This is a genomic window from Paenibacillus sp. MY03 (assembly GCF_002165585.1).
GTDB classification, from domain to species: domain Bacteria; phylum Bacillota; class Bacilli; order Paenibacillales; family Paenibacillaceae; genus Pristimantibacillus; species Pristimantibacillus agaridevorans.
Genome location: NZ_MXQD01000008.1, coordinates 203434 through 220752, shown reverse-complemented (window position 1 = coordinate 220752; position 17319 = coordinate 203434). Strand labels below are relative to the sequence as shown.

Below are 17319 nucleotides of genomic sequence, written 5' to 3'. Positions count from 1 at the left end.
TTACATCAACATTTGCACAAATCCTCGGTGAGGATTAGCGCGATACCGTCTGGGGACCAAGCGGCCACTTGCCCGCCGGCTTGCGTTTCGTCTTGCCAAGCACGCTGCCGATGCCCATAATGAACGTCGGAATGCCTGCCGCTACGAAGACGAGACACCATTCGCGGAAGCCGATCGGCACCGTCTTGAAGATGGGCTGCAACGCTTCGATATACAGCACGCCGACCATGAGCAGCAAAGACGACAGAACCGCGAGCACCAGGTATTTGTTCTGGAACGGATTGCGGTGGAAGATGGACCTTGAGCTTCTGCAGTCGAACACATGGATGAGCTGCGCCATAACTAGCGTGGCGAACGCGACTGTCTGAGCCGTCATCAAGCCTTGCGGATCGTTCCCTTCCGCGACTAACGTAATCCAGAAGGCGCCGAGCGTGCAGAGGCCGATCAGAATGCCCCGGCTAATAATTTTCCATCCCAGCCTCCGGGCGAAAATATTTTCCTTGGCCTGGCGAGGCTTCTGTTGCATGAGATCTTTCTCTGCCTGGTCGACGCCAAGCGCCATCGCGGGCAATCCGTCCGTGACGAGGTTGACCCATAAAATCTGGATCGGCACCAGCGGCAATGGCAGACCCGCCATCATGGCCAGGAACATGACCATGATTTCGCCTACATTAGAGGCAAGGAGATATCGAATGAACTTGCGAATATTCTCGTAGATCCCTCGGCCTTCCTCTATGGCGGCGACTATCGTCGAGAAGTTGTCGTCGCTGAGCACGAGCGCCGATGCTTCCTTCGAAACATCCGTTCCCGTAATGCCCATCGCGATACCGATATCGGCTGCCTTGATGGCAGGGGCATCGTTAACGCCGTCGCCCGTCATGGCTACCGTATGTCCCCTTCGCTGCAGCGCCTTCACGATTCTCAGCTTATGCTCCGGCGAGACGCGGGCATAGACGCTGATGTCATCGGCGCGCTTCTCCAACTCCTCGTCGGTCATCTCTTCCAGCTGCTTGCCCGTCACCGATACGGCGCCGCGAGACATAATGCCGAGCTGGCCCGCGATCGCCTCCGCCGTCAACTGATGGTCGCCCGTGATCATGACGGTTTTGATGCCCGCTCTGCGGCAAGTCGCGATAGCGTCCTTTACCTCCCGGCGAGGCGGGTCGATCATTCCCGCAAGACCGATAAAGACAAGACCTTGCTCCGCATCGTCCTCCGTCTCGACCTTTTCTGCCGGACGGACATCCTTGTACGCAAGGCCCAGCACACGAAGCGCGGAACCCGCCATGGCTTCGCCAGCTTCGGCGCACTTGCGCTTGAGCGTCGACGTAAACGGAACGACCTTGCCATCCCACAACACGTAGGAGCAATGCTCCATCAGCACGTCCGGAGCGCCTTTCGTACAAATGAGCCTGCCTCCTTGATGAGAGACAATGACGGACATCCGCTTGCGCTCGGAGTCGAAGGGGAACTCCTTCACGCGCTGATATAGCGTCTCCAGCGATTTCGCGGAGGATCCCAGCTTCGCGGCGAGCACCGCCAAAGCCCCTTCCGTGGGGTCGCCCTTGAGGCGCCACTCGGAGGCAGGCTCCGGGGCCGCCCCTCTGCGCCGCTTGCCTGAGGGCTCCTCTACCCGTTCGACCTGCGCGTTGTTGCAAAGCGCCCCCACCTGAAGAAGCCGCTTCAGATGAAGATCGTGTTTCGGATCAATCGCCTTTCCGTTCTCATAGATCGCCCCGGTGGGGTCATATCCTTCTCCGCTCACTTCCAGCCTGCGGTCGCTAAGCCACACGTTGGTAACGGTCATCTTGTTCTGCGTCAGCGTGCCCGTCTTGTCGGAGCAAATGACGGACGCGCACCCGAGCGTCTCCACGGAAGGCAGTTTGCGAACGATCGCCTTCCGCTTGATCATGCGCTGCACGCCAAGCGCCAAAGCGATTGTGACGATTGCGGGCAGCCCTTCCGGGATGGCGGCCACCGCCAGGCTAACCCCCGCGAGGAACATGCCGTATGCGGGTTGCCCGTGCAGGATGCCGGCGACGACGACCATGATCGTAAGCCCGATCGCGACCATGATTAGCAGCTTGCCCAGCTGCTCCAAACGATGCTGCAACGGCGTCTCCATAGATTCCGTCGATTGAATGAGACCCGCGATCTTGCCCATCTCCGTCTCCATGCCCGTTCGAACGACGATGCCCTTAGCTGTGCCTCGCGTAAGCATCGTCCCCATAAAGCCGATATTCCGTTGATCGCCTAACGGCAGATCGCCGTCGGGTATCGGAGCGGCGTATTTGCCGACGGGAACCGATTCCCCGGTTAATGCGGATTCCTCCGCGTAACAGCTGTTCGTTTCGATCAGGCGCACATCCGCAGGAACGCGATCCCCGCTTTCCAGATAAACAATGTCGCCGGCAACCAGCTCGCGTGCCGCTATCGTAATCAGCTCGCCTCCGCGCAGCACCTTGGCCGAGGGAGCCGACAGCTCTTTGAGCGCGCGAAGAGAACGCTCCGCGCGGAATTCCTGCACGAAACCGAGCACTGCGTTAATAACGATAATAGCAATAATCGTAATGGCGTCCAGATATTCGCCGAGCAGTCCGGAGATCAGCGTGGCTCCCATCAGGATCAGCACCATAAAGTCCTTGAATTGGTTCAGGAGCAACAGAATCGGCGGAACCCGCTTCCCTTCTGTCAGCTCGTTCGCGCCATTTTCCTCCAGCCGCTCCGCCGCTGCGGAAGGCTTAAGCCCTTCTTGCAGCGAGCTGCCCAGCCGCTCGGTCAAATCGTTTACGCCGTATTGATGCCATTTCAACTGTTCCATTGCACGACTCCCTCCCGTTTGTTGCCGGTCCAGCAGTCAGCCGCCCCGAGCATGTCCCAAGGTGAAACGGCTGTCGCCGTCCTTGGCGGCGCAGCGCGCTTCAATCCGAGAATTATTGTGAACAACCGCTTAGGACAAATGTATTCGGACAGCCCGTAAAATATCCCACCGCACTTAATTTTTTGTCCCGAATATGGCATGATAGAGACATCCTGCAAAAAGAAAGGTACATAACGACAATGGCACTCGACGGAATCGTAACACGCGCACTCGTGCAAGACCTTCAGCGCTGCGTAGGCGCACGCATTCATAAAATACATCAACCGACCGAGCACGATCTCGTGTTGTCCATTCGGGGCGGCGGAGCGCAAGGCAAGCTGCTGCTCTCCGCCAATCCCACGTATCCTCGCGTCCACTGGACGACGGGAACGTATGTCAACCCGCTGGAAGCTCCCATGTTCTGCATGCTGCTTCGAAAGCATTGCGAGAGCGGCGTCATCGAAGCAGTCAGCCAGGTTGGCAATGAACGGATTATTCATATCGACGTGAGGCATCGCGACGAGCTTGGCGACCTGTCAAGCAAGCGCATCATTATCGAAATCATGGGCCGCCATAGCAACATCATTTTGATGGATGCAGGAACGGGACTTATCCATGACGGCATTCACCATGTCACGCCTGCCATCAGCGCTTTCCGGATCGTCATGCCAGGCAGCGCCTATACGGCTCCGCCGGATCAGAACAAACGAGACCCAATCGAGGTGACCGAAGAGGCGGAATTCCGTTCGCTAATGGCGGCAGCGTCGGGCGAGGATCGGACTGCCCTTACCGATGCCCAAGCTTTGGTTGCCGCTTTTAGCGGTCTCAGCCCCCTTCTTGCCAAGGAAATCGTGTTCCGATCCAAAGACGACGGCAGCGAAGGTTCGTTATGGAACAGCTTCCGGGACATGATAGAACAGGTTCGCGAGCACCGCTATAATCCGGGTATCGTGACCGATATCGGAACGGGCAAATCAAGTTTCTCGATTACGCGCTTAACCCATATTCATGGCGAATGGTCCCCTTATGACAGCGTCAGCGAATGCTTGGAGTCGTTCTACGGCGATAAGGCGGAGCGCGATACGGTAAAGCAGCGGGCCGCGGATCTGATCCGGTTCGTGCAAAACGAAAAAGCCAAAAACGCAGCGAAGATCAAAAAGCTTCAAGAAACGCTTGAGGTGGCTCGGGACGCGGAAAAATACAGAGTGCTGGGCGAACTGCTGACGGCTTACATGCATCAGATCAATCGGGGCGACAGCTCTATTACGCTTGTCAACTTCTATGACGAGAACGCGGCGGAAGTGACGATTGAGCTGGACCCGCAGCTTAATCCATCAGAGAACGCTCAACGTTACTTCCGCAGATATACGAAACATCGCAACAGTTTATCGATTGTAGGAGAGCAGATGAGTCTGACGGAGGAAGAAATCCGTTATTTCGAAGCTTTGCTGCAACAGCTGGACAACGCTTCGCTTGCGGATATCGAGGAAATTCGGGACGAGCTGGTCCAGCAAGGTTATATGAGGGAACGGAATCGCAGAGGCCCTAAACGCAAAAAGCCGACACGCCCGGCCCTTCTCTGTTATACATCTTCAGAAGGCATTCCCGTCTATGTCGGCAAAAATAATACGCAAAACGAATATTTGACCAATCGCCTGGCTGCTCCGTCGGATACCTGGCTTCACACGAAAGACATTCCGGGTTCTCACGTCGTCATTCGCGGCGGCGACTTCGGCGACGCCACGCTGGAGGAAGCCGCGATGCTGTCCGCCTTCTACAGCCAAGCAAAAGAATCCAGCATGGTGCCCGTCGACTATACGCTAATCCGTCATGTGCGCAAGCCGAACGGCGCAAAGCCGGGCTTCGTCATCTACGACAATCAAAAGACGCTGTTTATCACGCCGGACACGGCGCGGCTGAAATCGCTGGCCAGCGAAATCAAATCTTAAGCTGGACAGATGTCCTGAACGCCAAACGGCGGAGCAAGCGCGCTCCGCCGTTTATTCGTTAAACGTTACACCGTCCCGTTTCTCTGCAACAACTTGTCCAGCAAGGCACGAATCGTATCGGGAGGCGCGTACCTGCTGCCAATGGCGCCATGATAACTTTCGCCGTTCCGCTCTCCATGATAATCCGAACCCCCGGTCGCTATAATGCCTTGACGATTGGCGAGCTCCAAATAACGCTGCTCGCTCTCCGCGCCATGATCGGGATGGTAGACCTCGATCCCATCCGCTCCAGCTGCAATCAGCTCTTTCACCAAGGCGTCCCGCCCGTATAAGCCGGGATGCGCAATGACGCCGGCGCCGCCCGCCTCTTTGATCCAGCGCAGCGCTTCTACAGGGTGGACCTTGGGCATCTCTACATAAGCGGCCGCCCCTGCCGCCAGATACCGATCAAACGCTTCGCCCATGGTAGCAACGATCCCCTTGCGAATTAACGCTTCGGCAATATGGGGGCGCCCGATGCTTTTTCCTTTCGTCCCGTCGGCCGGCCTTCTTTCATTGGCAATCCCTTCTACATCCGACCAGGCGATCGCAATTCCGAGCGACCGGAGTTTCTCCACGATGAGAACGTTTCGGTTCCCTCTTACGCCTCTGAGACTGGACAGACGCTCCTGCCACAACTCATTGTCATTGGCTGTAAAATAGCCCAGTACATGAATGTCGGCGCCTTCCGCATACGTGCTGATCTCTATGCCAGGCACAACCGTAATGCCGAGACGTTCGCCTTCCTCCGCCGCTTCGGCGACACCCGCTACCGTATCATGGTCCGTAATGGCGATGGCTGTCAATCCCGCCGCTTGGCCCTTGCGGACTACCTCGGCGGGAGCGAACATGCCGTCCGAAGCCGTCGTATGGCAATGAAGATCGACTCGGCCGTTGTCGGCGGTTTTCTTTGCCCATTTATTCGTTACAGCCATTGTTTCAAATCCCTCTCTCTCAGAAACGTCAGGAACGTCACCGCAGATATCGGCAGCAGCGCGGACTTGAGGTAGATCGAATAGAACTGCCGGTGAAACCGGGCATCCGTCAGCTTGACCGTCTTGATCAATCCGAGAGCCATCTCATGTTTGACCGAAGAGGTCGACAAGATCGAGATGCCGAGCCCCGCCTCTACAGCCGACTTGACTGCGCCGGTGCTTCCGAGCTCCATCACGATTTTCATGGCGGAAGGATCGAATCCTTTGTTCCGCAGTTCATCCTCCATGACAAGTCTTGTCCCCGAGCCTTGCTCCCTCAGCACGAACGTATACTGCAGCGCATCCGCAAGAGTGGTTTCCGAAACTTCCGCCAAAGGATGGTCCTTATGGACCACTAATACGAGCTCGTCGTTCATCACCGCTTCCATATACATGTCGGGATGATTAACGGGCGCCTCGATTAATCCGAAATTTAATTGATGATTGAGAATATCTTCCATTATTTGAGCGGTGTTCATAACCTTCATGCTGATGGAGATATGAGGGTACTCCTGTCCGAACGGTCCCAGCAGCCGGGGCAAAATGTATTCGCCGATCGTCAAGCTGGAGCCAAGCTGCAGCTTGCCCTTGAGCTGCTTCGTAAAAGTCGACATCGCCTGATCGGTATCCCGGATAAGCTCGATGCTGCTCTTGGCATAAGGCATGAGCGCCCTGCCGGCCTCGGTGAGCTCGATCCGCTTCGTTGAACGTTGTAGCAGCTTCGTGCCGAAATATTCCTCGAGCGACTGCACCTGCATCGTTACCGCGGGCTGCGTCATATGAAGAGATTGCGCGGCGGCCGAGAAGCTCCCCCGTTCCGCAACCGTATGGAATATATGCAACTGATGGAAATTAAGCGCCATAATAACCCGTCCTTTCTTTGCCCTTATTATACAATAAGATGGATCGGGATACGACAAAAAAGCGCATGTCTTGTCGACTCTGCGCTCCGATCCAATTAATAATATTTAAGTTTGGCATGAATTGTATTATTTGCGCTTGCGGCTATTTTTGATTAGCGTCATTCGTCTGGAATGTCTTAACCAGGAGTAATACGACTTCAGATCGCGGAGCTCGATCGTCTCCGACATTCGTCCCAGAAACGTCACTACGATCATCTTATGGAGCGGGTTGCCCAGCAAATCCCGTTCGGTAAGCGAATCCGAAAATTCCGCGACGAACACCAGATCGTCATCGATCAAATATACATCTTGCTCATTGCGATAGTATGGTTCAATGCGATCCTTTTTCAAACATTCCCATAAAAATTCGGCAATATCGTCGTATCCGGTCTTCTCCGTCTCGATACGGTCAAGCCACCGGCTCTTCGCGTGGTTGGTAATGATGATGTCAACCACCTTCTTGTCGCCGAGCTCAACATAAAACGACTCATAAGTGCTCCATCTTCTCGTCATTTTATCCTTCATCTCGCAACCTACTCCTCCCAAGGAACCAGGGCTTTTAACCTATGTACATACTATCATTCTATCACGGCTGTCCAATATTTCAACAATAAAATAAAGTCAGGCCAAATATGGCATAATATGTATAACTGGTCAAAAAAAAACGCTCAAGCCCATACCGAAGGGCTCAAGCGTTTCCCATGACTGGCTACAAACTGTAAAACCTTGTTTTGTCCTCGCTGTCCTTGCTATATTCCGTCTTGATCTCATTGCGATAGGAGCGCTCTACCTTGCGCACGTAGGGCAGGCGAGTCATTTGCCGCACGGCTTCCTCCGCCCTGTCCGCATTCATGTACAGAACGACATAATGCAGCTTTCTGGACATGTAGTGGACACTGCCGAAGCGTTCCAATGCCCTTGCCGCTTTTAAGTCGCTGACCCATATAATAAAACCCGTTCGTTCCGGCAACATCCTCTATACGCCCCCTCAACAATCGCGCCAAGCCGCCTTGCTCGCTAGCCGCAGCCTCCGCTTCCGCAGCTGCAAGATCCGCCGCCCCCGCAGCCGCTCCCCGATCCCTTTTCATTGCTCGGCACCTTAATCGTATCCGATACCGATTCGGCGATCATAACCGCAACCTCGTGCAGCATCTCGTCAACCGCTTGCTCAGCCAGCTTGAAACGCTTGACGCATTCCACCTCATCCAGCAGTTTTTCGGCTGCCTTCATCTTGTCTTTGGCCTCATGATAGTCGGGATGGAATCTGCCAAATCGCTGGCATTCGGCGAACAGCTCCTTCGCCTTCCCGAATTCCCGCTGCCGTAGCGCCGCTTCTTCATTCTGACTTACTGCCGTCTTCCAGTATGTGTACTCGGCAACTTCTGCCGATTGATTAATCCAGTCTCCCAATTCGTAAGCGCTGAGCAGCAAAGACGCCATGTCAAGCGTTGCTTCGGCGGCGTCCCCCTGCCCATCTGCCATCGACATCAAATAAGGTTCGGCAATTGGCATGAATACACCTCTTTCCTCGTGCTTGCTACTAGAGGTTGTTCAAAAATTCCGATTCCCATTACGAAGTATGCCTAGAAGCTTACTCGACATCGAATATTGAACGCAACCGAACCTTCCGTTGCTCACGTAGCTCTGCTACGCTCCGCTACTCAGTTTCTAGTTGCCTTCAATCTTCTCGGTACGGAGAACCAAATTTTTTGAACTCGCATTATTACATTATCATATTACAGGGTTTTAGCCAATAGATGTATTGTCAAGTAACTATCCCGTCAGGCAAGTCGATCCCCATTTCGCCCCACATTTCGGGAGTAAGTCTGACAGGCTGATCGGATACGTTATCGCCCCAAGAACCGGCTACCGACCACTCCATGCCGCCTCGTCCTTCAAGACGTTCAGGAACAAATGTCCGCATACCTTGGCTCGTCATTATACGGACAGATGTCTCTAGCGTGATCGCTTTCTGCAGCAACTCCTTGCGCGTGGACAGATGATAATCGCGCAGCTGCCTGGACCACATCTGCGGGACCGAAGCCCAGTCCGCTGCGAGAAGCCTTTCCGGAACGGGATCGCTCGCCAGCTCGCATCGGCGAATGGACGCGTGATCGGCAACATACAAACCTTCGACGCCAGGAACCGGAATAACGGGCTGCCATTCCGCCTCCTCTGCATCCTCTGCCTCCTCTGCATGGATTATTGACGCAAAGGACTCCTCTTCCGGAGCCCGCCATTTTGGCGACACGCCTTTGCGAGGCGGGAATCCGGCTTGCTGCAACAGCTTGCGCAAAGGGCTGACATGCGCCGCATCCACTACGAAGACTGCAGGACCTATTCGTTGCAGCTCAAAGGGGTGAGCTTGCACCTGTGCGGCAAGCCAGTCGGCGCGGTCCTCCGAGCCGCACCGAAGCAGGGTAGCCTGCGTGAATTCGAATTGGCAGGCGCGGCTTGCCCATTGCTCCAACATCGATTCCAGCGCAGCAGGCAGGCTTGGCATTACGGCCGCTTCCTGCAGGAAGCGGCTTATCGCATCGCGTGTCCAGCCACGCTCCAATGCCGCGGCGACGGAGGCTGCCGTAAGAACATACTCCGCCAGCTCGCCGTCTCCCCTGCGCTCGGCTATAGCCTCCAACTCCCACCGACAGGCATATGGGCAGCCTGGTCCCGCAATCAGCTCCCCGCTCGGCTGCACGATTAACTCTCCATCATGCGGAGCAGGCTCCGATCGCCAGCGAAACAAACGCTCGCCGGTGTCACCGTCGATCATTAGCCGCCCGAGCTCCAGCCAGCCGAAGTCGTAAAAGAGCTGCAGCCAAATGTCCGGCCAACGGCTTTCCAGCGTCAAATCCGCGCTCCCGTGTCCGACGCCTCTCTGAAGGACACCGTTGCGACGCGCTTCCCATTGGCGCAGCGAGCTCTCCCTGCCCCAATCCCCTCCTCCTCGAGTCCGCTGTCCCGCAATGGCGGCACAGATGGCCGAATCGGATCCAGCGGCTTCCGTAAGCCTGCTGATCAGCCAATCCTGCAGTTGCCTGGCTCTAGTTGTAGAGTGAAGCTGCAGCCACTTATGCAACTGCTGCTTGCGAAGACGCAGTTCTTCTCCGTTGCGGAGCTCTACAAGATCGAGCGCATGAGCGCCCTCCAGAAACAGCGCTGCTCCCATCGGATAATGGATATCGTGCGTCCTTTGCAGACCGAACGGCTCCAGAGCCCCTTCGATGGGACGGAATAAGGCCGCCAGACGGTCAATCGTTTTTTTGGCCAACAGTCCTTTTGCCGTCACTCCAGTATCCAGCTTGTCAAGCAAAGCAAGACCATATAAGAAAATGCGTTCGTAAGGTACAGGCAAGGACTGAAAAACGCCGTTTTTGTCCATAGGCGGCAGTACCTCGGCGTCTGCCGGAACAGCCTCGGATAGCGGCAGACATTCGTAGAGACGGTTCATGAGGGGAACATACGCATCGGACGGTATCACCCACCATCGCTCTCCCCATCCTTTACGAATCGCAAATGCGGTCCCCGCCTCTCCTAGACGGGCAAGTCCGCTTCTGATCTCCGCTCCTGGCCGTGCAGTATGTTGACGGAGCATAGCCGTCAGTTTCTCCTCTTCTATCGGCGATGGTCCGCATATAAGCAGCATGGCGCCTAACACCTTCATCGCATATGGAGGCAACCCTTCGCAGGTTTTAGCTACTGCTTCTGCAATTGCAGCTTCGGACTGCCCATCCGACAAGTTTGAGGCCAGCTCGCCGATTGGCGTTCCAATCACTTTAAGGCGCCATTCGGAGGGCAGCCGGACCATCATTTGTTGAATCAGCAAGAGCACTCTCCCCTTTCGCGCCGCATATTCTCCGATTCATCCGGCAGTGCTTTCATCGTGTCCTGCTCGTACATATAGCCTTGCTCCATCATGAACAACTGTCGCTTCCAGGCAAATTCCGTTTCCTTGGTCCCTTCGGTTACGACGGTATAGAACCAGGCTTCGTTTCCCCCGCGCTTAGGTCTCAGCAACCTGCCGATTCTTTGCGCCTCCTCTTGTCTGGAACCAAAGCTGCCTGATACCTGGATCGCAACGGCAGCGTCGGGCAGATCCACGGCCAGATTAGCGACCTTCGAGACGACGAGCACCCCGATTTCGCCATTCCGAAAGCTGTCATACAGGATGGCTCGTTCCTCCTGCGGAACTTCTCCGGTCAACAAAGGGGCATCCAATTCTTTTGCGATGGCATAAAGCTGCTCCAAATATTGTCCTATAATAAGCGTGGGTTTCCCGTCGTGGCGCCCCAACAGCTTGCGAACGACAGGCAGCTTGTTTTTATTCTCCGCCGCTATTCTGAGCTTGCCCCTTGCCCCGGAATTCGCATATTCGGATCTATGGGAATCATGAAGTCCGACACGAATTTCCGTACAATTGACTATCGATATATAAGCCCCTGCTTCAGCCTTCTTCCACTCCATGTCGTACAGCTTGGGTCCGATTAGCGAATAAACGTCTTCGGCGCAGCCATCCTCCCGTACAAGAGTCGCTGTGAGTCCCAATCTTCTTGTTGCTTGCAGCTTCGCCGTCATTCGGAACACAGGCGCAGGAAGCAGATGCACCTCATCGTAGACGATTAGCCCCCAATCCCGTTCGGAGAACAGCTTCATGTGCGCGAAATCGCCGCTTTTCGAGCTGCGGTGCGTGAGCAGGGTATAGGTGCTGATCGTTACCGGGCGCACCTGTTTATAAGCGCCGCAATAAAGACCGATCTGCTCGGCGGTCAGCGTCGTTTTGTCCAGAAGCTCATTTTTCCATTGCTGTGCCGAGGTGACGCTGGAGGTAAGCACAAGCGTCTCAGTGCCAAGCTGAGTAAGCGAGGCGATTCCTACCACGGTCTTGCCTGTACCGCAGGGCAGCACGACAACTCCGCTGCCTCCCTGCACGCTGCCGTTTTGCAGGAACCGATCCACCGCTTCTTGCTGGTAATCTCTTAGCGCAAAGCCCGCGCCGTTGCCACGATCCGTTAGAAGCCGGACAGGCAGCGACTCTCCGCTTCGATATCCGGCATGGTCCAGCACAGGGTAACCCAATCGCGCCAATTCCTGCTTGAATTCGCCGCGGTTTTCGGGATACAGCTCCCACATAGAGCTATGCAGCTTTTCTTTCCTGCACGCGGACAAAGACGAATGCAGCGCAAGTTGCTCCATGACAGCCTCGTCTCCCGTGACGAGCAGCCTTCCGGCATCCTCGGACAATTGAAGCTTGCCATACCTTCCAGCCCACAACCTGATGCTGGCCGACGCCTGGAGCGGGAGATCGTAGCGCGAATGGCGCTTAAGTCCTTCCAAGACGGAGGCTGCATCTCCGCCGGCGCTTAGCGCATTCCAAAGCGTTACCGGCGTAATCCGGTACGTATGCACGTCCCCCGTCCGTTTCGTCATCTCCGCGACTCTCTGCAGCAGCTCTCTGGCAGCTTGGCCATCAGCCGCTCTTTCATCCAATAGCACAGTCAGGTCGGATTGCACGATCAATGCCCGATCTTTGGCTTCAACCATCCAGCATTTACCTCCCCATCCAGTCTCATGTCATCAGTATGAATGGAAAGGGGGCATTTTATCCGTAATGCTCTACTTTACTTCGATTATAGGCACAATATATGTTATAATAATGAGAAGTAATCTCGGTTAAAGCCTGACAATCTGTACGTGGGAGGCTACATGTTTGAATCGTATTTATTTATTCCTGCTCATCATGCTCTCCATGTTGCTGGCTGGCTGCGCCTCATCTCCTGCCGCAATCGATCGCACAGCCAAGGCGGGCGAATGGCTGGAGGTAACTGATTACATCGACGGCGATACGTTCCGCGTCAAGAGCGGAAAAGATTCGGTGACGGTGCGCTTGCTATATGTGGACACGCCTGAGATCCATAATGAAGATGAAGGCTCCGATCCTTACGGCGACGAAGCGTCTTCTTATACGAAGGAGCTGCTGGAGCAGTCGGGGGAGGTTCGTCTGACCTTCGACAAGGAGAGCAAGGATCATTACGGCAGGACGCTGGCCATAGTCGAGCTTAAAGACGGACGCATCCTGAACGAGCTTCTGCTGCAAGAGGGCTTGGCTAAAGTCATGATCGTAGAGCCCAACGTAAAGATGGAAAACGTCTATAAGGGCTTGGAGCAGCAAGCGAAACACGATATGATCGGAATTTGGAGTTCCGGGCATGAAAAAAGCCAGACCGACATTCCCGTTAAGAAAGCTGCCCAGATCGGCATTGAGTTGATGGTGGACAAACGCGCCGAGCTGGTCACGATCAAAAATACGACATACGACACCATCAACTTGGAAGGCTGGAAGCTGATCAGCGTTCGGGGCAATCAGACCTATACCTTCGACTCCGTCCAGTTGCCTTCGCAAGGCACGCTGCAGATTTCCTCCAGCGAAAAGAACGCAGCTCCCAATTCAAAAAACATGCTGATTTGGGAAGTCGACAACGTTTGGAACAATAACGAGCCGGATCCCGGCGAACTGTATAACGAAAACAATGAGCTTGTCGCGGTATGGGAGGATCAATAATCTCCCTTGCCCGCGGCAAGCTCATTTTTATGCTGGCATATTCGCGCGATGCTCCGCCATGCCGATCAAAAGTCTGGCGGCATCGAGCATTGCTCTTTCATCGATATCGAAGCGAGGGTGATGATGGGCAAAGCTCGCTCCCGTCTCCGGATTGCCCGCTCCCACGAACATGAAGCAGCCCGGAACACGCTCCAGGTAATAGGAAAAGTCTTCGGCGACGGTGATGGGGTCCGCGTTAATGACGAAATCCTCTCCGAACAGCTCGCTCCCTACCTGGAAAAACCGCTCGGCCTCCTGCCCGTCGTTTACGACCGGCGGATAACCGATGCGCATCTCGTACTGACAAGCCGCTCCGTACATCTCGCAGGTCTGTTGGACAATCGCCGCCAGCCGCTCGTGTATCTGCCTCCTGGTGTCTTCGTCAAAGGAGCGGACGGTACCCTTCAGCCTGCATTTCTCCGCGATCACGTTATTCGTGGTGCCCGCCTGGAAAGAACCGATCGTCACGACCGCCGGATGTATCGGATTAACATTGCGGCTGACGATCGACTGAATTGCCTGCACCATTGCGGAGCCGATGACGATCGTGTCGACGGTGGCGTGCGGCATTCCGCCGTGTCCGCCCTTACCCTCGATGTCGATGACGAACTCGTCCGCGGCGCTCATGAACGGTCCGGGCCTGGAGGCCACTGTCCCGTAAGGTAGAGGCGTCCACAGATGCACGCCATATACCGCATCAACCCCGTTTAGTACGCCGGCTTTGACCATCTCGATCGCGCCGCCCGGCGTTACCTCCTCCGCATGCTGGAATAATAATCTCCGCTCGCCGCGGAACTTGTCCCTGTTGCTATTGTAATAGTCGGCAATCGCAAGCAACGTCGACGTATGCCCGTCATGTCCGCAAGCATGCATGACGCCCGGCACCTTCGAGCTGTAGTCGCAGCTTTTTTCGTCCTGAATGGGCAGCCCGTCCATATCGGCGCGCAGCGCGATGCACGGACCCTCTTGCTCCCCGGCGATCGACACCACAATACCGTTTCCGTACTCGCCGGTCTTTGCCTCGCATCCCAGCTCCTTCAGCCTTCCGGCTATCCACGACGAGGTTTCCCGCTCCCGGAATGAAAGCTCGGGATACTGATGCATATGCCTGCGCCAGGCCACCATCTTTGAGAATTGATGCTGTAGCGCGCTCTCTGTATGCTGCTGTTGTATGGTCATTCCGAACCCCTCCCTGTGTACAAATATCGGAAAGCATAGGTTTTCGCCATAATTGACCTCTATTTTCTAGTTTAGCAAGATCGCCGCCAATAAGGAAGTGCTTGCCCGGCAATTAGACAGCCGGCCATAATTCTCAAAAATGTCACGAACATTAGTCCCATGCTGCTGGAGTAAGGCTTGCGCTGACTGGGGAAACATACTATCATGAGTAAAGAATGTACAACTATGTCTTGTGAATTTGGGAGGAACAGAAATGATTATTGAAAACTCCGGATTAAACGGCGTTCAGAGCGAGCTGCACCATCTGGACGATGCGGCCGAAAAGGTCGGTTTCGTTCGTTGGCAATGGGAATATTATCGCGCTACATATGATTTGAAATTAACGGATCGGGCCAGCGGCTCCGACTACTTCCTGCGCATCAACACGCGCGCGATCGAGGGCAAGCTGGAGAACCCGCATGCCGTTCTCAATATCGAAGCGGTCTATATCGGACGCTCTACATTCCCGCACGGCATGGAATACGAGTCCCCGGTTCCGAAGCATATCATGGATACGGCTACGCAGCGTCTAGACCAACTGAAGAAACAACTTCTGTAAGAGGTGTCGGCATGAAGGCGACAGGGAACGGTAGCAGAGGCAGACCGGACTTTCTGCTGCTCATCATGACACTGATGCTCGTAGGCTTTGGACTTGTGATGGTGTTCAGCGCCAGCTCCGGAATCGCGGTATTATCGCCGAAATTCGACAATGATGCCCTATACTTCACCAAGCGGCAGCTTGTCTTCGCCATATTTGGCATATTTATGATGTTTTTCATTATGAACCTGCGTTATCAGTTTTTTAAACGCGGGTTCGTTTTGCTTCTGATCCCGGTCCTGCTGATGCTGCTGCTCGTACCGTTCGTCAGCGAGGAAGTGAATGGTGCCCGCAGTTGGTTTCACATTGGCCCGATCGGGCTGCAGCCGACGGAATTTGCCAAGCTGACGCTTATCCTTTATCTCGGATCCCTGATCACGAAGAAGGAAGAGAAGTTTCGGGAATTCAAACGCGGCTTATTGCCTGTCATTCTCATCATTTGCTTCTTCTGCGGTCTTATTATGCTCCAGCCGGATTTAGGCTCCAGTATGGTACTGGCCGCGTGCGCAACGATTATGATACTGACAGGCGGCGCCAATCTAAAGCAAGTGCTGCTCGCCGGCTCGGTCGCCGCTGTCGCCATCACGTTGATGGTAAGCGTGTCGATGGCGATCAATCCCGCGCCATGGCAATATCGGGTCAACCGTTTTACGGCATTTATGGATCCCATGGGCAACGCGCAGGATGGCGCGTTCCAATTGATCTCCGCTTTGCAAGCACTTGGACATGGCGGTCTGACGGGCGCCGGATTCGGGGGAAGCGTGCAGAAGCTGCACTATTTGGATTACGCTTATAACGATTTTATTTTTGCCGTTATTGCCGAAGAATTTGGATTTATCGGCAGTGCATTATTTTTATTGTTTTTCCTGGTGTTTTTGTGGAGGGGACTGCTCGTCGCGCTTCGTTGCCCGGATTTGTACGGCACCGTCGTAGGCGCAGGCATCGTCGGCCTCTTCGCGATCCAGGCATTTATCAATATTGGCGGCGTAACCGGAACCATTCCGATAACCGGCGTCACGCTGCCGTTTATAAGCTCCGGCGGATCTTCGCTCCTCGTCAGTCTCATGAGCATGGGCGTTCTGCTCAGCATCTCCCGCGAGTCCAATCGTTTGCCGGAGAAGACAGAGAAACAATCGACGAGGTTAATCAGGCCGCACTGAGGCGCTGCGCGCACAACCAAAAAGGCACTTGCCCGGATAACAGGGAAAGTGCCTTCTTCATGTATATAAAATCGCTTATTTCAACCGTTGCTGAATCTCTTCCGGTTCTTCTTCCTTGAAGGCAACGCCCTCCACTTTCACATTTACCTCTACCACTTGCAAGCCGGTCATATTTTCGACGGATTCTCGCACGTTTAATTGAAGCTGACGGCACACTTCCTGAATCGGAATGCCATAATGAACGATAATTCGCAGGTCGATGGCCGCTTCGAGCTGCCCAACCTCGACCGATACGCCTCTCTGCGCATTCTTGCCGCTGAGACGCTTTGCCAGCCCTTCGGAGATCCCGCCCGACATGGCGGCAATGCCTGGAGTTTCAAGAGCTGCAAGTCCTGCTATAGTCGCTACAACGTCGTCAGAAATTCGGATAATGCCTGTTTGAAGATCCTCGGTCATGTCTATCACTCCTCAAATTTACCATATATCATGTATTGTAAAGGAATGGGCGTAATGAAGCAAGGAGCAGTATCACTGACAAATGGTAAATATACCTCTCCGAGCTAATCGGTATATTGGCATGAAAAAAGCAGCCCTCTAAAGGCTGCCCTTCCGATCAAGCGCTTCATATAACACAGCGAGATTGCGCTCCAACCTGCTGACGATCTCCTTGCCCGTTTGCTCCGTTATGAGACCGGCACGCGTGGCAAAGTCGACCTCGCGCGAGAATCCATACATCTGCGTATCGAGCACTTCCTCGTACAGAGGGCACTGACGAGTTGTCAGGTTCTCCATCTGCACCTCAATCAACTTCTCTATCTTACTTGCATCTTCCTGTAGAAGGCGCAACGCTCTCTCCTGCAACTTATCAGCAACTTCCGGTGCGGACATGTTTCTCCCCCCTGTGACTCTTGCCTCCAGCATATATACCTTTTATATTAGACGAAATCATCGGAATAAACAAGGATAAAACAGAAAAAGCGCCTCCCCCATACGGAAGAAGCGCTGGTCACGCCCGTGCTAA

15 protein-coding genes are annotated in these 17319 nt (G+C 54.6%); 4 read left to right on the top strand and 11 right to left on the bottom strand.

The annotated features are described in order from the left end of the window. Window positions 1–34 precede the first annotated feature (34 nt). The gene (locus tag B1748_RS10140) at window positions 35–2821 is read right to left on the bottom strand and encodes a calcium-translocating P-type ATPase, SERCA-type (protein WP_087567772.1); all 2787 of its coding nucleotides are present in this window, start codon (window positions 2819–2821) and stop codon (window positions 35–37) included. 239 nt (window positions 2822–3060) lie between these two features. Here B1748_RS10140 and B1748_RS10130 point away from each other — a divergent pair, with 239 nt between their 5' ends. After that, window positions 3061–4809, top strand: coding sequence for an Rqc2 family fibronectin-binding protein (locus tag B1748_RS10130; RefSeq protein ID WP_087567770.1), 1749 nt, complete (start codon window positions 3061–3063; stop codon window positions 4807–4809). Between the two features lie 65 nt (window positions 4810–4874). Here the strand turns inward: B1748_RS10130 and B1748_RS10125 are convergent, their stop codons facing one another. The 7 genes from B1748_RS10125 to B1748_RS10095 all read right to left on the bottom strand — a co-directional run bounded on the left by B1748_RS10125 (window position 4875) and on the right by B1748_RS10095 (window position 12265). Then, window positions 4875–5783, bottom strand: coding sequence for a PHP domain-containing protein (locus B1748_RS10125; protein ID WP_087567769.1), 909 nt, complete (start codon window positions 5781–5783; stop codon window positions 4875–4877). Next, window positions 5774–6685, bottom strand: a complete 912-nt coding sequence (locus B1748_RS10120) for a selenium metabolism-associated LysR family transcriptional regulator (RefSeq protein ID WP_087567768.1) — start codon at window positions 6683–6685, stop codon at window positions 5774–5776. The genes B1748_RS10125 and B1748_RS10120 overlap by 10 nt, the downstream gene beginning before the upstream one ends. Before the next feature lie 126 nt (window positions 6686–6811). Next, window positions 6812–7249, bottom strand: coding sequence for a hypothetical protein (locus tag B1748_RS10115; protein ID WP_087567767.1), 438 nt, complete (start codon window positions 7247–7249; stop codon window positions 6812–6814). A 184-nt stretch (window positions 7250–7433) separates the two neighbouring features. Then, a complete protein-coding gene (locus B1748_RS10110; RefSeq protein ID WP_087567766.1) occupies window positions 7434–7697 on the bottom strand; it encodes a YlbG family protein in 264 nt (87 codons plus the stop codon). Between the two features lie 44 nt (window positions 7698–7741). After that, window positions 7742–8236 carry a YlbF/YmcA family competence regulator gene (locus tag B1748_RS10105; RefSeq protein ID WP_246608616.1) on the bottom strand — a complete coding sequence of 165 codons (495 nt, stop codon included), beginning with the start codon at window positions 8234–8236 and terminating at the stop codon, window positions 7742–7744. Between the two features lie 253 nt (window positions 8237–8489). Further along, window positions 8490–10550, bottom strand: coding sequence for a helicase-associated domain-containing protein (locus B1748_RS10100; RefSeq protein WP_087567765.1), 2061 nt, complete (start codon window positions 10548–10550; stop codon window positions 8490–8492). Then, entirely contained in the window at window positions 10544–12265 is a 1722-nt protein-coding gene (locus B1748_RS10095; protein WP_087567764.1) for a DNA repair helicase XPB, read from the bottom strand. Before B1748_RS10095 ends, B1748_RS10100 begins: the two co-directional genes overlap by 7 nt. A gap of 166 nt (window positions 12266–12431) precedes the next feature. On the opposite strand from B1748_RS10095, the gene B1748_RS10090 reads away from it, so the two are divergent. After that, complete coding sequence (locus tag B1748_RS10090; RefSeq protein WP_087567763.1) at window positions 12432–13283, top strand: thermonuclease family protein; 852 nt, start codon at window positions 12432–12434, stop codon at window positions 13281–13283. A 27-nt stretch (window positions 13284–13310) separates the two neighbouring features. Here B1748_RS10090 and B1748_RS10085 read toward each other — a convergent pair whose 3' ends face one another. Next, on the bottom strand, window positions 13311–14501 hold the full coding sequence (locus tag B1748_RS10085) for an amidohydrolase (protein WP_087567762.1): 1191 nt from the start codon (window positions 14499–14501) through the stop codon (window positions 13311–13313). Window positions 14502–14754: 253 nt separating this feature from the next. Here B1748_RS10085 and B1748_RS10080 point away from each other — a divergent pair, with 253 nt between their 5' ends. Continuing rightward, a complete protein-coding gene (locus B1748_RS10080) occupies window positions 14755–15099 on the top strand; it encodes a YugN family protein (RefSeq protein WP_087567761.1) in 345 nt (114 codons plus the stop codon). Between the two features lie 11 nt (window positions 15100–15110). Next, window positions 15111–16298, top strand: coding sequence for a putative lipid II flippase FtsW (ftsW, locus tag B1748_RS10075; RefSeq protein ID WP_087567760.1), 1188 nt, complete (start codon window positions 15111–15113; stop codon window positions 16296–16298). A gap of 75 nt (window positions 16299–16373) precedes the next feature. Here ftsW and B1748_RS10070 read toward each other — a convergent pair whose 3' ends face one another. Together B1748_RS10070 and B1748_RS10065 are read right to left on the bottom strand one after the other, a co-directional pair. Continuing rightward, complete coding sequence (locus tag B1748_RS10070; RefSeq protein ID WP_087567759.1) at window positions 16374–16754, bottom strand: Asp23/Gls24 family envelope stress response protein; 381 nt, start codon at window positions 16752–16754, stop codon at window positions 16374–16376. A 138-nt stretch (window positions 16755–16892) separates the two neighbouring features. After that, window positions 16893–17186, bottom strand: a complete 294-nt coding sequence (locus tag B1748_RS10065) for an Fpa/YlaN family protein (protein ID WP_087567758.1) — start codon at window positions 17184–17186, stop codon at window positions 16893–16895. Window positions 17187–17319 lie beyond the last annotated feature (133 nt).